Source organism: Streptomyces sp. NPDC052109 (assembly GCF_040680195.1).
Classification (GTDB): domain Bacteria; phylum Actinomycetota; class Actinomycetes; order Streptomycetales; family Streptomycetaceae; genus Streptomyces.
Genome location: NZ_JBFAWF010000016.1, coordinates 165,391 through 179,889 on the forward strand (window position 1 = coordinate 165,391; position 14,499 = coordinate 179,889).

Here is a 14,499-nt window from a genome sequence, read left to right on the forward strand (position 1 = left end):
CACCATCCGACGACCAAGCGAAGCAACTGAAGCTACGACGGCTCACCGGTCTTGCGTTCGGTGGCTCAGGCCTGCACGCACGTCGCCGGACAGGCCCGGCCGGCCCATGCTGGGAGGCGGTGAGCCGTGCGCCGATCGTGATGGACCCGCCCCCGGCCTCAGGCGGCCGGAAGGTGACCGTGTGGCTTTGTTCGCGACCTGCGGTTCTGGCTCAACTTCTGTGAAGCGGTTCCGGCTCAACTTCTGTGAAGAGGCCGCAGAGTCGCGAGCCCGGGTCAGGATGAACCCTGATCCGCTGGGTCCGGATGTCCGCAGAAGTATGAGACCGAGCACCGGGTGGCCACCACGGAAGTTGTGCCAGAAACCGCTGTCGCGGACGGAGCCGACCGTGCGCTCCCGCGGTCACGACGAGATCCCCGGCACCGCCTACGACAATCACGAGCCGGTGGTGTGCCTGAAGGGTGCGGGCGTCCAGGATCCCGACAGCGTCCGGGACGATTCGCGGTGGCGAGTTGCAAGTTGTGTGGTCCCTGGCGCGCAACGGTTGCTTACTCTGTGCGGGTACGGTGGGCCTTTCTCCGCCGCCGTGACGTGTCTGCGCGGCGCGAGGGGTGAAGGAGTGGGCATGGAGCACGTTTCGGACGTGAAGATCGGGCTGGACCGGGATGTGTTCCTGCGGACGCTGGTGCGTGAGCTGGCGACCTCGCTGGAATCCGTGATCGGTCTGGAGGAGGCGTCCGGCTACATCAGTGTGGTCGGTCAGGCAGTCGGTACGCAGATCGACGAGATGTACCTCAACGCACTGGGCGTCGAGCGGCTGAGCCGAGAACAGGTCGCTGAGGCGTTGGTGGACCTCAAGCGCCGCATCAACGGCGACTTCTACGTCATCGAGGCCGACGAGACGAAGATCGTGCTGGGCAACCGGGCGTGCCCGTTCGCGGAGAAGGTGGTGGGCCGGGAGTCGATGTGCATGATGACGTCCAACGTCTTCGGCACCATCGCCGCCCGCAACACCGGCTACGCACGCGTGGAGCTTCAGGAGACCATCGCCCGCGGAAACTCCGGCTGCCGGGTCGTGGTCCACCTCGTGACCGATACCGACCCGGAGACGGTCACGGGCCGCGAGTACTTCGGCGACCCGGCAGTCATGCCATGACCCTGGGCCTGTTTCGGGCCATCACCAAGCTGCTGCCCAACCCGGTACTGCTGTGCGGGGCCGACGGCCGCATCCTGGCCGCCAATCCCGCGGCCGGCCGCTGCGACAGCCGGCTCGTCCCGGGTGCCAGCCTGCTGGAGGTGGCGACCGACGACGCGTCGCTGCGCAGCCACCTGGCCACCTGGCTGCGCAGCGGCAACCCGGTGCCCGGCGCCGTCACCGTCAAGGACGCCGACGGGCGAATCCGCCGTTTCCGCTGCCACGGTGCGCGCGCCCAGTGGTTCGACGGCCCCCTGCCGGCCGCCCAGCTGCACCTGGTGCAGACGGACGGGGCCGATCAGTTCGTCGCCCTCAGCCAGCAGGTCGCCGCACTGAACCGGGAAGTGGCCTTCCGCCGCTCCCTGGAGGGTGAGCGAACCCGGCTGCTGGCCGCCGAACAGGCCACCCGCACCCAATTGCAGCGCCTGTACGCCCTGACCGCCGCGCTGGCGAGCGCGGTCTCCCTCACCGAGGTCGCGCGGGCCGTGACGGGCGCCGCGCCCGCTGCCCTGGGTGCCACCGCCGTCGGACTCCGCTTGCACTCCACCCGTCTGGTACCGCCCCTGCAGCCCGGCGAACACCTCCCGAGGGCAGTCGACTTCACGGACCTCGACCACCCGACAGCCTCCGTCGCACACTGGCCGTCCCCGGACCCAGAACCGCGGTCAGATCCGGATCCTGCGGCGTTCACCCTGCCGCTCGAGGCGGACGGCACCCGCCTGGGTCTGCTGGCCGTCTACGGCACCGATCCGGCCACCTCTGGCGATCATGCCACTGCGGTGGCGCAGCAGATCGCCCAGGCCCTCCGCCGGGCAGGACTGCACGAACACGAACACCGCGTCGCCGAACGCCTCCAGCGCAGCCTCCTGCCCCCGCAGCCGCACGTTGCCGGCCTCGATGCGGCCACCGCCTATGCTCCCGGCAGCGATCTGCTGTCCGTGGGCGGTGACTGGTACGACGTCTACGACATCGACGCCGAGCACATCGGCCTGAGCATCGGGGATGTCGCCGGGCACGGACTGCGTGAGGCCACCCTCATGGCACAGATCACCGCCGCTCTGCGCAACATCGTCCCCCGCTGCGGCACCCACCCCACCACCGTCCTGGAGGAACTCAACACCTTCCTCGGCCGCTATCACCCCGGGCACATGGTCACCGCCTGCTACCTCGTCTTCCACCGCCCGACCCGCACCCTGACCTATGCCGCCGCCGGCCACCCGCCGCCGCTCCTCGTCCACGCCGACGGCTCCAGCACCTACCTCGACCAGGCCACCAGACCGCCCCTCGGCCCCATCCACGGCATCCCCTACCGCCACGCCGCCGTCACTCTCGCCAAGGACGACACCCTCCTGCTCTACACCGACGGACTGATCGAACGGCGCCGCGAAGAGATCACCATCGGCCTGCAACGGCTGACCGCGTGCGCCCGCACCACCACCGGCCTGAACCTCGCCGAACTGTGCGACCGCTTCCTGCACCACCACCCCGACGCCGCCTTCCCCGACGACCGGGCCCTGCTCGCCGCCCGCTTCCCCACAACCGACTGACCTCACAGAATGACAGGAAGCAGTACGCCGGCATCGGCTGCGGCTTGCATCCGGGTCACTCCGGCAGGTCACTGCCTTCTTGGAGCCGCTGCCAGCTGTGACGGACGTGCTCTTCCGCCCCTCGTACCGCAAGAGCGGCCACGTCCTCTCGCATGGCAGGACTGGCCTCGCCGGCCGTAGACGGTGCGGCCCCCTCGGTGCGAGGTGCGATGGGAGCGCGTGACGGACGGGGAGTACCGCTGCCCTGTCCTCGGTTGCCCTGCTGCAGCACCGCTGCCCGGGTGACCAGGACCACGGCGGTAACTGCGGCCGCTGTCAGGGCGGTGGCCGCGTGCTGCCGCCGGAGGTACGGCGACCGTCGACCCCGGCGCCACCGCACTCCACCGCCTCGCCGCCATCTGGTCTCTGGCTGACGCGGATGGCCCACTGACCACAGGAGGAGACGATCTCTTGGGCAACCCCTCCCACTCACCTGCTGGGATGCCACAGGGCCAGCTGGTCCTTGACCCAGGGATCGAACACCGCCAGCTGGTGGGCGGCGGAGGGGTAGAACGTCGCCAGCTGGCCGGCGATCCACGGATCCGTGGGCTGTCCGGCAGTGCCGCGGCCCTCAATACCGGCCGTGGCACTGGGGGCCCGGTGAAGCTCGGCCGCCGCAGGAGTAGCCGCCATCGCCGAGCTGCCGCCGACCATGACAAGGCCTCCGGCGATCGCGGCACACGCGCTTGCGCTCACGATCCGTCGCGTCAACTTCATACTCATCTCCTCCTTGTTCGCCCTGCTCCGCGCGATCACCGTGCGTAACGGGCCGCCCAGCGATCCGGAAGTATCTATTCCGGTTGGCGCGCCTACCCCCTCGCGTTTCTCGCACACCCTGTTGCTGACGTGAGCGCTGCTGTGACCGGGCTGGTCACGATCGTCGGACAGGCGACGCGTAGGCTCTCCCTTGTGCGCATGGCCTGCGGATGCCGGGGTAGGCGCCCGGTCGTCGGCCCGAGGCAGGCCGGCGGCATGCAGCGATAGGGGAGGGAACCATCATGGCGACAGTGACTGCGGCGAAGACGGACCTGGACGTGGCCGGTCTGCCGGAGGTCGCCGATCCCTCCCAGGTGGCGCCGAAGGACGCCCGGCAGCTGACGCGTCTGTTCTTCGACCAGCTGGCAGTGCTGGAGGAGGGCACGCCCGAGTACCAGTACGCGCGCAACACGCTGATCGAGATGAACATGTCCCTGGTCCGCTTCGCGGCCGGCCGCTTCCGCAGCCGCGGGCCGGAGGAGATGGAGGACATCGTCCAGGTCGGCATGATCGGACTGATCAAGGCCATCGACCGGTTCGAACTGTCCCGGGAGGTCGAGTTCACCTCCTTCGCCATCCCCTACATCGTCGGTGAGATCAAGCGGTTCTTCCGCGACACCACCTGGGCCGTCCACGTCCCGCGCCGCCTGCAGGAGGCCCGCGTCCAGCTCGCCCGCGCCACCGAGGAACTGCGCAGCCGACTGGGCCGCACGCCGACGGTGAAGGAACTGGCGGAGCTGATGAGCCTGCCCGAGGACGAAGTCATCGAGGCCCGCCTGGCCTCCAACGGCTACAACTCCTCCTCCCTGGACGCCGCGATCAGCAGCAGCGAGGACGGCGAAAGCGCCCTGCAGGACTTCATCGGCACCGAGGACACGGCGCTGGAACTCGTGGAGGACTTCCATGCCTTGGCCCCGTTGATCGCCGACCTCGATGAGCGGGACCGGCAGATCATCCACATGCGGTTCGTGGAGGAACTCACCCAGGCCCAGATCGGTGAGCGTCTCGGAGTCTCCCAGATGCACGTCTCCCGGCTGCTCTCGCGCTGCCTGGCCCGCCTGCGCGAAGGCATGCTCGCCACCCGCTGACAGCCCCACCCGCCTGGGCCCCGCCGCGCAGTGGCAGCACCTCATAGGCCCGACCACGGACCCAGCCGCGGATCCCGGGCGCCCCGGCCGTACGGCTGAGTGCCAAGTCCGTGCCTCGTCAGTTCGTGATCACCTGGCAGCGTACGCGCCTTCAGATGCTGAGGGCGTCCCGGAGGGTCTCGCGGCAGTCGATGACGGCGTCGACGCCGACGATCTGCAAGGTGCGCAGCACGGAATCGGTGGGTGCGGCCAGGCGCAGCCACCCGCCGGTTTCGCTCAGGCGGATGTGGGCGGCGATGAGGATGTTGATGCCGCTGGAGTCCATGAAGGTGACCTGCCGCATGTCCACCACAATGCGTGGCCGGGCGATGTCGGAGAGGTCGAGGGCTTGGCGGAGCTTGTCGCCGGTGTGGTGGTCGATCTCCCCGGCGCAGGTGACGACGTGGATGCCGTCGGCGGTGGTGGACGCGACCGACAGCCCACGGGACTGCGCGGCTGTTTCGGCGTCCGTCGTTTCTCCCTCTGCCATGTGGGTGATACTGGCACACCAGGCCTCCGCCGTGGAGCGCTGTCCCGCATGGTACTGGTGACGCTTTTTGTGACGGAGCCGACACAGGGGGCGGGAGTCACCTGCGCGTGCGCGGCACGCACGGGGGTGTGAAGGGGAGCGAAGGTGACGGTGGTGAACTTAGTGCCCGCAGGGGAGGACGGCCGTGCAGCGCAGGAGGACGCGCTGCAGACCACGGTGGCGCTGGACGGGGACGGAACCTGCATCGCCCAGGCCCGCCACCTCTCCGCCGCGTTCCTCACCCGCGTTCGGGCCGAGCACGGCCTGGACGTCTCCGCCCGGGCCATGGACCTCACCCAGCTGGTGGTGAGCGAGCTGGTCACCAATGCCCGCAAGTACGCGCCCGGCCCGGTGCTGATGACCCTGCGCATCGACGGCGATGCGGTGGAGGTCGACGTGTGGGATTCCGACCCGGTGCTGCCGGTGGCCCGGGCCGCGGATGCCGGACGGGTGGGGCAGCACGGCCTGGAGATCGTCATGGCCGTCACCCAGAGTTTCGAGGCCTACCGGGAGCCGGTCGGCAAACGCATCACCGCCCGCATCGCCCTCCACGACGACCCGGCCGACGTCCTGCCGGGGCGTCCGCCCCGGTAGGACGCTCGGCTCTCCCGGTCCCGTCAGTGGTCCGGGGGTGCGCCCACCGTGTGGCGGCCGAGGGCTGCGTGCACTTGCCTGAGCCAGGACATCGGACAGCGCGGGCCATCGGCGGCAAGAGGCTACTGCTACCGCCCCGGTGGGCGGGGCCGGCATTGCGCCGGTGCGGAGTTCCGAGGCAATCGACGAGGACCGTGCCTCGGTGCGACAGGCCGGGCAGGCGTTCGGCAGACATGCGCACGGCCTGCACCGGGCGCATTCCGATGCTGTCCTGGCAAGGCCTCTGGTGGCTTCAAAACCCCTGAGCATCATCCCGACCGCGGATCTGGGCGCCTCCCAGACCCGTCAGACCCGTGAAGAACCGACGTCACAACCCCCCGTGGTGGGGGGCGACCACAGGCCCCGACCACGCCCGGGGCGACCCCGCCCACGACGGCCGGTCGGGGCGTTTCCGAAGTGACACCGAATTCGAACGCGCGATCCAATGCTGGTATGGACATGACCGACTACCCAGATGAACTGGTGCAGACGCAAGCTACCGCGCGTCCGGCCCGGAGGCGGGGGCGCGATGGTGCGGACGGCGCGGGACGCCCGTGCCCGCGATCCCGCCGTCAGGCGTTCTTGCGGGCCACGCCTCCGTAGAAGCCGATCTCGGCGGAGCCGGGCGGGGGCGTGCCGTCCGGGTGCCAGAACGGAACCTGGACCAGGCCGGGCTCGACCAGTTCGAAACCGTCGAAGAACCGCGCGACCCGGTCCCGGGACCGCAGGTTCATGGTGGCCGTCGCGCTGGTGTAGACGGCCTCGGCCTCGCTGCGGTCGTCGGCGAAGTCGCCCGTCGCGTGCGAGAGCACCAGGAAGCTGCCGGCCGGGAGCGCGTCGCGCAGGACGGCCACGATCCGCTCCGGCTCGTCGGCGTCGCGGATGAAGTGGAGGACGGCGACGAGGAACAGGGCGACCGGCCGGCCGAAATCGATGATCCGGCGGACCTCGGGATGGTCGAGGACGGACTGCGGATCGCGCAGGTCGGCGAGCACGACACTGGTCGTGCCGGTCCGGCTGAGCAGGGCGTCGGCGTGCGTCTTCACGATCGGATCGTTGTCGACATAGGCGACGCGCACGTCCGGAGCCGTCTCCTGGGCGACCTCGTGCACGTTCGGCGAGGTGGGCAGCCCGGTGCCGACGTCGAGGATCTGGCGGACGCCGCTGCCCACGACGTACCGGACCGCACGGTGCAGGAAGGCGCGGTTGGCCCGCACCGAGATCCACACCTCGGGCGCCGCCGCGGCCAGCTGGTCGCCCGCCACCCGGTCCACCTCGTAGTTGTCCTTGCCGCCCAGGAGGTAGTCGTAGATCCGTGCGGGATGCGGCTTGCTGGTGTCGATACGCACGGCCTGGCCGCCGTCCTGAGTCACGCTGGGCTCCTCTCCCCGACCGTCACGGTCTCGGTCCCGCAGACGGTTGGCCAAAGCTTCCCATATCAACTACCGAGCGAGCGTGGAGAGTTCCGGGGCTCAGGCCGGTGCTGTGCGGCGGGCGGTGGCGGCGCCGGACCGGGCCCCGCCACCAGGGTGTGGGACACCCGGCCGACGCCGTCCACCCTGAGCGCCACCGTGTCACCGGGCCGTCGCGGGCCTGTTCGGGAGTGAGGTCCCGGCCGGCACGTCCGATCATGGCGGCGGCCTCCAGCTCGAAGTCCGGCACCCGCGCCGGCCGAACGGGAATGTCGTCGTGCGGGGCCGTACCCGCGTGGGGCAGCCGGGCGAGCTGGTCGAGGGTGAGCGCGTCGCCGACGCCGGGACGGTCGTCGGCCCCCTTCGAGGCCGTGTCGGTGCAGGAGGCGGTGTGGTGGCATCCCGTGCACGCCCAGGGCGCCGCACGCATCTGGCTGCGCCGGAAGGCGGCGGAGGTGGGCGCGACGTCGACGGGCGCCGTGCGAGGCTGGGCGGTTGCCTAGAGGGCCGCCGGGCGACAGCCGAAGGGCCGCCGGGAACCGACCCCTGCCGGGCAGGCGTCCTGCGCCTGCCTCCGCCGTGTGCCGCCCGCTGTCCCGCGATCGCGGTCGGCCGCTGCCGTCTGCCGCCCCCCGGGCGCTGTCGGCGGGGCCCTGCGAGGGGAGGCGGCACCCACCCGTCCGCACCACGCGCCAGGCCCGCGTCACCCACCCGGCCCGGCTCCGCTGGCCCGTGCGTCCCCGGCGGCGGAGGGTCTGAACGAGATCGGTGAGTCGAAGTTTCGTCCGACCGGTCGTCGAGTCGTCCCTCCGTGTCCGTGACGAGGCGGGCCGACGCACCGGGGGCGGGGAACGGTTGAATCCATGCGCTCGGGTCGTTCCCCGCCCCTACCGCCCGGGCCCGACCGGATGCGCCCCCGCCCCGGCTCCGGGCGCAGGGGCGGCAGAGGCGGAGCGGTCACCGTCGCTCAGCGCGCCCCGGGCGTGTCCGTGTTCCGTTTCGCCGGAGGCCGCCAGCCGCCGGAGACCTCCTTGGTCGGCTTGTGCGGGAAGCGGCGTTCGGCGTAGCGCTGTGCCTGGGAGCCCGGCAGGACGTAGAGGGTCTCGGTCTTGTCCTGGAGGGGCCGCAGCACGGTGTCCAGGTAGGCCCTGCGGTCGTCGAGGTAAGGGCCGAGCACGTCCTCGCCTGCGGGACAGACGGCCAGGCAGTAACCGGACTTGTAGCTGGGCTTGAACGCGAGACTCTGCCACATGGACGCGTTCTCCGGGTCGCTGACCCTGGAGCGGAAGTCGGCGGCGTCCTCGCTGTCGGCCACGGTCTGCACCCAGTCGGTGAACCCGCTCATGAACTCCCGGTAGTTGTGGGTCGTACAGGCGAGGGCGTCGAACGAGCCGTCCTTCCCGATCGCCCCCACCGGACAGGCGGCCACACACAACTTGCAGTCCACGCAGGGGCTGTAGTCCAGCTCCTGCCCGTGCGTGCTGACCGGGGCGTCCACGAGCACGGTGGCCAGCAGCACGAAGTTGCCGAACCTGGGGTGGATGACGTTGCGGTGCAGCCCCATCACACCCAGGCCGGCGGCCACGGCGACCGTCTTGTGGGCCACGACCCAGATACGGCCCGGCAAGCGCTCCATCTCCTGGGGAAACCCGGCGGACGGGTTCAGCGCGCGGTAGCCGGCGTCCTCCAGCGCCCGGGCCACCGCACGGGCGGCGGCGTTGACCTGTTCGTCGGTCTGGTGGAACTCCTGGTTGGCCACGCTGCGTGCGGGTGAGCGCATGCTGTCGCGGTTCATCCGGACCATCAGCGAGACCAGCGAGCGCGTTCCCGGCAGCGCGGCCAGGACGTGCTCGCGCTCCCCGGCGAGGTCGGGATGGTCGAGGCTCACCGCCGCCGCGTCGTCCGCGCCGGCCTCCAGGCACAGCGCGCGCAACCAGTCCCCGTCGATCACCGGAGGTGGCGCCGTGCGGTCACCGGCCGCCCGAGCGGCCAGTACGGCCCGCACGGAGGGGTGGGCGGCGAGTCCGGACGGCAGCTTCCGGCCTCCCGCTTCCTCGGCGGTGTTCTGCGCGCTCATCCTGCCCCTTCCAGCGAAGTTTGAATTTCAAACTCACTATGCCGGTCAGTCGGGCGTCCAGGCAAGGGCCGGCCTCTGGGAGGCCCGGCCCGTGCGCTTGCGGTTTGAAACCGATCGGTTTACGGTGCTGGAAAACCGATCGGTTTCCGAGCTTGGAGATGGGCATGACTTCGATCAAGGACTCTGTCGCACTGGTCACCGGCGGCAGTCGAGGGCTGGGCAAGGCGCTCGTGGAAGACCTGTACGCGCGCGGCGCCGCCAAGGTGTACGCCACGGCCCGCGACCCGCACACCGTGACCCACCCCGACGCCGTGCCCCTCGCCCTGGAGGTCACCGACCCCGCATCGGTCGAGGCCGCGGCGGCGCAGGCCGGGGACGTCACGATTCTGGTCAACAACGCCGGCGTCTCGCTCGGTGCGGCGTCCTTCCTCGACGCCCCCGTCGACGACATCCGCCGCGAATTCGACATCAACTTCTTCGGGCCGCTCCTGGTCACCCGCGCCTTCGCCCCGGTCATCGAACGCAACGGCGGTGGCCACCTCCTCAACGTCCACTCCGTGCTGTCCTGGCTCGGTGTGGCCGGCTCCTACAGCGCCACCAAGGCCGCACTGTGGTCCCAGACCAACTCCCTGCGTCTGGAACTGCGTTCCCGTGGCATCGGAGTCACGGGTCTGCACGTCGGCTACATCGACACCGACATGACCTCGACCATCGACGCGCCGAAGTCCGCTCCGGCCGACATCGCCGCCCTGGCGCTGGACGGCATCGAGACCGGGGCGTACGAGGTCCTGGCGGACGACGTCAGCCGGAACGTCAAGGCGGGGCTCTCCGGGGACCTGGCGGCGCTCTATCCCCAGCTGGCCGACTAGTGCTGTGACCGGGTGGGTTCGCCGGGTCGGCGGTCGTGGCGGTTGGATGCGCGGTGACGTCCATCCGACCGCCGGAGGTGCGGTGACTGAGCCTGTCCGTGTGCGCAGGCAAACCGACCAGGAAGGGCGGAAGCTGCAGCGGACCGTGCGGCGGGCAGCACGAGTTCAGTGCGTCACCGGCGCGCGATGACGCTGCCGGCCTCGGCGGGCGGCAACCGGGTGCCGGCGATCGCCCAGCTGGGCCAGACGGCCATCACCCGCCCCGCCGAGCCCGTCCAGCGCTTCACCGCTGGTCGATCCGCACTCGCCGCCTACCTGCGCAAAGTACACGGACGCACCGCATCGGCCGCGAGACCTCACGCTGCCTGCTGCCGCGCCGCGGCATCGCCTTCCAGCGCACCAGGACCTGGAAGGAGTCGCCCGACCCGGATCGCGATGCCAAGCTCGACCGCATCGAGCATTTGCTGGACCGCTTTCCGGACCGCGTCTTCGCCTTCGGCGACTTCGGCTCGTTGGGGTTCCGACCCACCGCGGGCTCTTGCCGGGCGAGGCAGGGCAAGCACGACCGTCTGCCGGCGACCTGCCGCCGTACCCACGGCGTCACCTGCTTCCCTGGCTGCCACTGCGTCGGTGACGCCCGTCTGTGGGGCGGCAACCGCCGCCGTAAGGGCACCGCCAACACCCTGGCCGCACTGAAGTCGATCCGCGTCGCCCGCCCCGACGGCGCCCCGATCTGCATCATTCCGGACGACCTGTCCGCCCACACCGGCGCCGGCATCCGCCGCTGCGCGAAGCAGAACAAGCCCGAGCTGTGCTTCACCCGACCTACGCCTCCCGGGCCAATCCCATCGAGGCCCGCTTCGGCCCGCTGCCCCAGTTCACCCTGGCCAACTCCGACCACGACAGTCATCCTGCCCAGACCCAGGTCCTGCACCGCCACCTGCGCCGGCGCAACGCCAACGCCCGCCACCCCGACGTAGTCGCCGCCCAGCGCAAGGAACGCGCCCGCATCCGCGGTGAGAAGGGCCTCCGCCGGGGCGGAGGCCCCCTCGCAGTCGCAGCCTGAACTCCAGCGGGCCCTCGCGTCACCTTCGCCAGAACAGGTGGTGCGTCACACCGCTCGGGCTGGGCACGACCTCCAGGTGGAACCGGTCGAGCAGCTCATCGGGGGACTCCCAGAGCCGTAGCCCGGACCCGAGCTTTACCGGCGAGACCGCCACGTGCATGGTGTCGACGAGGTCGGCATCAAGGAACTGCCGGATGGTACTGACCCCGCCGCCGAGTCGGACGTCCTTGCCCTGCGCCGCCTCCCGCGCCCGCTCAAGGACCGTGGCCGGGTCGCCGTCGACGAAGTGGAACGTCGTGTCGGAGAGCGTGAACGACGGACGCTTGTGGTGGGTCAGGACGAACACCGGCGTGTGGAACGGGGGCTCCTGCCCCCACCAGCCGCACCACTCGCCGTCCTGCCAGGGCCCACGCTGGGGTCCGAACTTGTTGCGGCCCATGATCTCGGCACCGATGTTGCGTGCGAAGTCCCGCGTGAAGTAGTCGTCGAGGCCCAGGCTCCCCCCGGGATCCGTGCGCATGGGCCAGCTCGCTGTGGCTCCGGCCCAGGCGAACAGCCTCTCGGGATGGTCGTAGCCGAACGGCCGCTCCAGACTCTGGTGCTCACCGGCACCGATTCCGTCACTCGAGACGTTGAAGTTCATGACTCTCAGCAGTTGATCCACTTGTTCCCTCGTCAGGTCCTGTCACGTGATCGTGGGGCGATGCGCCGCACATCATGACGTCGAACGGGACGTGGCCGGATCGACAGCGGCCTACAACTTTTTTTCCGAGGCCCGTCAGGAGGCAGCCCTCCTGGCGGTGTGGCCGTGGCGGACACGGACGGCATCGGGGCGGGCGTCGTGATCGTTCACACGTGCCGCAACGGACGCCGCCGCACATCCGAGCGCTCCAACCGCCAACCTGGCGAACCTTCCCGGTCACTGGCCGTACGCGCTGACCGGCCCGGCGGACCGCGGCTCACCGGCCGGCCAAACCTCACCCGTCACAGCCGTCACAGGCACCGGCGTTTCGGTCACGCACCACCGCCACGGAACCCTTGCGCCACTGCGACCGCGCGTTCGACGGCCCCGGATTTGCGGGGCCGCCGTTCGTCCGGAAACGCGTGCGTTCGAGTCGCCTGCACCCTCGTTGAGTTGGGCACCGCCGGACCACCCGGGTGCGGCGTCGACCCGAAGGAGGGACGAAGGTGACCGTGACCGACGCCTCGACAGAAGACTTCCCCCCGCCTCCTCCACCGCCCGCCACGATCGGCTACGCGGGCAAGCTCGGCAAGAACCCCCTGGAAGAAGCCGGTTTCCGGCGGATGTGCGGGCGTCTGCCGTCCGTGCTGCGCCGCACCGCGAGCATGGCGTGGTCCGTCGACCGGTCCGGGGTCGTCCTGCTCCTCGCCTGCCAGCTGCTCACCGGCATCTCGGCCGCCGTGGTCCTCGGCTGCACCGCGCGGGCCATGACCCACATCCTCGGTGCGGGGCCGGTGTCCGAACGTCTGCACGGGGCCCTGCCCACCCTCGCGGCCGTCACCACGGCCGCGGCGGTTGGCCGAATCAGCAGGGCCCTGGCCTCCTACGCCGACGGGCGGATCACCCCGCGACTGGTGACCGAGGCCGACGTGGCGCTCGTGTCCGCCGTGTGCCGGGTGGAAGCCTCCGCCCAGGGCGAGGACGGGTTCGCCGACCGGCAGGAGGCCGCCGAAGTCGGAGTCACCCGCACCACGACGATGGTGCGGGACGCGCAGCAGTTCCTGGCCTCGCTCATCCGCATGATCGCCGCCGGCGGGGTCATCACCGCACTGCACTGGCTGATGCTCCCACTGTTGCTGCTGGCGGTGCTGCCGGCGGGCCTGGGTGCCGTGCTGTCCGCCCGCGTCGACTACGAGACGCACTACGCCAACGTGGGCGACCGCAACGTACGCGGGATGATGCGCTGGTGGGCCACCTTTTCGCGGCACGGCGACGAGGTCCGCGCGAACGGGATGACCGACTACCTCGTCTACTGGTACCGCGCGTTGTCCGAGCGCATCGACCGGCGCACCCTGACCGCCGCGCCCCGCATGCTGCGGATCGTCCTCGCGACCTCCGCGCTCGGCGGTGCGTTCCTGCTGCTGACCTGGGCCGCCCTCGCCTGGCTCGCCATGACCGGGCGGGTCGCGCTGCCCGTCGCCGCGACGGCGGTGGTCGCCGTGCAGACCACGCTCGCCGCGCTGTCCCAGTTCGTGCAGTACGGCGCCGCGATGTTCCACACCTCCCTCTACCTCGCCGACATGCGCTCCTTCCTGGACATGGCCGCCGAACGCGCACCGAAGCGCGGCGAGTTGACGATCCCCGACCAGGTCGAGGAGATCCGGCTGGAGCAGGTCGTCCACCAGTACCCCGGCAAGGACGAGCCCGCCGTGGACGGGGTCTCGCTCACGCTGCGGCGCGGGGAGATCCTTGCGATCGTCGGCGAGAACGGCTCCGGCAAGTCCACGCTGACCAAGCTCATCACCGGCATCCTCCTCGCGGACAAGGGACGTGTCCTCTGGGACGGCGTCGACCTCGCCCGCGCCCGACCCGACTCCGTCTGGCGCCGGACCGCACTCGTCCCGCAGAACTTCGCCTGCTGGCCCCTGCGCGCAAGGGAGAACATCACGCTCGGTCAGCCGCGCACCCACGACGACGGTCCGGTGTGGGACGCCATCGACGCGGTCGGCATGCGGGAGGCGGTCGGACGCCTTCCCCGCGGGATCGACACTCTGCTCGCCCGCGAGATCTACGGCGGCGCCGAGCTGTCCGGCGGTCAGTGGCAGCGCCTGGCCTGCGGCCGAGCCCTGTACCGCCGTTCCCCCCTGCTCATCCTGGACGAGCCGACGTCGCAGATGGACGCGCGCGGCGAGCACCAGATCTTCCTGGAGATCAAACGCATCGCCGCGCGGCGCATCACGATCGTGGTCACCCACCAACTGGAGAACACCCGCCTCGCGGACCGGATCGTCGTCCTGCGCAGCGGCCGCGTCATCGAGCAGGGCAGCTACGACGACCTCGTGCACGCCGGCGGCCTCTTCGCCGAGCTCGTCGCGCTGGCCAAGGAACGGTGACGCAAGGGGAGCCGGCAACGGAAACGGGCGGCACCGGGCTCCTGGTGCGACCATGACCGTGCCGACGGACAGGCCCCGCCGGCGGCCCGGAACGCGCAGCGACCCCCCGCCCCGTCTTCGACGACGCCCGTTCGGCCTCTTCTGGACAGACGGGCGTCGGACTGCCTAGAGTCC

General features: G+C 70.7%; 12 protein-coding genes and 2 pseudogenes. 8 read left to right on the plus strand and 6 right to left on the minus strand.

Going from position 1 to position 14,499, the window contains the following annotated elements:
- Window positions 1-625: 625 nt before the first annotated feature.
- Window positions 626-1,156, plus strand: a complete 531-nt coding sequence (locus AB0L59_RS28635; protein WP_365589131.1) for a methanogen output domain 1-containing protein — start codon at window positions 626-628, stop codon at window positions 1,154-1,156.
- The gene (locus AB0L59_RS28640) at window positions 1,153-2,742 is read left to right on the plus strand and encodes a SpoIIE family protein phosphatase (RefSeq protein ID WP_365589134.1); all 1,590 of its coding nucleotides are present in this window, start codon (window positions 1,153-1,155) and stop codon (window positions 2,740-2,742) included. The genes AB0L59_RS28635 and AB0L59_RS28640 overlap by 4 nt, the downstream gene beginning before the upstream one ends.
- Before the next feature lie 468 nt (window positions 2,743-3,210).
- On the opposite strand, the gene AB0L59_RS28645 is transcribed toward AB0L59_RS28640, so the two are convergent.
- A complete protein-coding gene (locus AB0L59_RS28645; protein ID WP_365589137.1) occupies window positions 3,211-3,498 on the minus strand; it encodes a hypothetical protein in 288 nt (95 codons plus the stop codon).
- Between the two features lie 281 nt (window positions 3,499-3,779).
- On the opposite strand from AB0L59_RS28645, the gene AB0L59_RS28650 reads away from it, so the two are divergent.
- Complete coding sequence (locus AB0L59_RS28650; protein WP_365589139.1) at window positions 3,780-4,625, plus strand: RNA polymerase sigma factor SigF; 846 nt, start codon at window positions 3,780-3,782, stop codon at window positions 4,623-4,625.
- A 151-nt stretch (window positions 4,626-4,776) separates the two neighbouring features.
- Here the strand turns inward: AB0L59_RS28650 and AB0L59_RS28655 are convergent, their stop codons facing one another.
- Window positions 4,777-5,154 (minus strand): STAS domain-containing protein, encoded by a 378-nt coding sequence (locus AB0L59_RS28655; protein WP_365589141.1) that lies wholly within the window; start codon window positions 5,152-5,154, stop codon window positions 4,777-4,779.
- Window positions 5,155-5,307: 153 nt separating this feature from the next.
- Here AB0L59_RS28655 and AB0L59_RS28660 point away from each other — a divergent pair, with 153 nt between their 5' ends.
- Entirely contained in the window at window positions 5,308-5,787 is a 480-nt protein-coding gene (locus AB0L59_RS28660; RefSeq protein WP_365589144.1) for an ATP-binding protein, read from the plus strand.
- 611 nt (window positions 5,788-6,398) lie between these two features.
- Here the strand turns inward: AB0L59_RS28660 and AB0L59_RS28665 are convergent.
- Complete coding sequence (locus AB0L59_RS28665; protein ID WP_365589146.1) at window positions 6,399-7,199, minus strand: SAM-dependent methyltransferase; 801 nt, start codon at window positions 7,197-7,199, stop codon at window positions 6,399-6,401.
- A gap of 211 nt (window positions 7,200-7,410) precedes the next feature.
- Window positions 7,411-7,518: pseudogene (locus tag AB0L59_RS28670) on the minus strand (hydroxylase); the annotation flags it as partial.
- A 43-nt stretch (window positions 7,519-7,561) separates the two neighbouring features.
- On the opposite strand from AB0L59_RS28670, the gene AB0L59_RS28675 reads away from it, so the two are divergent.
- Complete coding sequence (locus tag AB0L59_RS28675; protein ID WP_365589243.1) at window positions 7,562-7,741, plus strand: hypothetical protein; 180 nt, start codon at window positions 7,562-7,564, stop codon at window positions 7,739-7,741.
- A gap of 464 nt (window positions 7,742-8,205) precedes the next feature.
- On the opposite strand, the gene AB0L59_RS28680 is transcribed toward AB0L59_RS28675, so the two are convergent.
- Window positions 8,206-9,315, minus strand: coding sequence for a 4Fe-4S binding protein (locus AB0L59_RS28680; RefSeq protein ID WP_365589149.1), 1,110 nt, complete (start codon window positions 9,313-9,315; stop codon window positions 8,206-8,208).
- A gap of 164 nt (window positions 9,316-9,479) precedes the next feature.
- Between AB0L59_RS28680 and AB0L59_RS28685 the strand changes: the two genes are divergently transcribed.
- Entirely contained in the window at window positions 9,480-10,184 is a 705-nt protein-coding gene (locus AB0L59_RS28685) for an SDR family oxidoreductase (protein ID WP_365589152.1), read from the plus strand.
- Window positions 10,185-10,266: 82 nt separating this feature from the next.
- Window positions 10,267-11,250 (plus strand): annotated as a pseudogene (locus AB0L59_RS28690) (IS630 family transposase).
- A 19-nt stretch (window positions 11,251-11,269) separates the two neighbouring features.
- On the opposite strand, the gene AB0L59_RS28695 reads toward AB0L59_RS28690, so the two are convergent.
- Entirely contained in the window at window positions 11,270-11,914 is a 645-nt protein-coding gene (locus AB0L59_RS28695) for a dihydrofolate reductase family protein (protein WP_365589154.1), read from the minus strand.
- Between the two features lie 530 nt (window positions 11,915-12,444).
- Here AB0L59_RS28695 and AB0L59_RS28700 point away from each other — a divergent pair.
- Window positions 12,445-14,325: an ATP-binding cassette domain-containing protein gene (locus AB0L59_RS28700; protein ID WP_365589233.1), complete on the plus strand. Its 1,881-nt coding sequence runs from the start codon at window positions 12,445-12,447 to the stop codon at window positions 14,323-14,325.
- Window positions 14,326-14,499 lie beyond the last annotated feature (174 nt).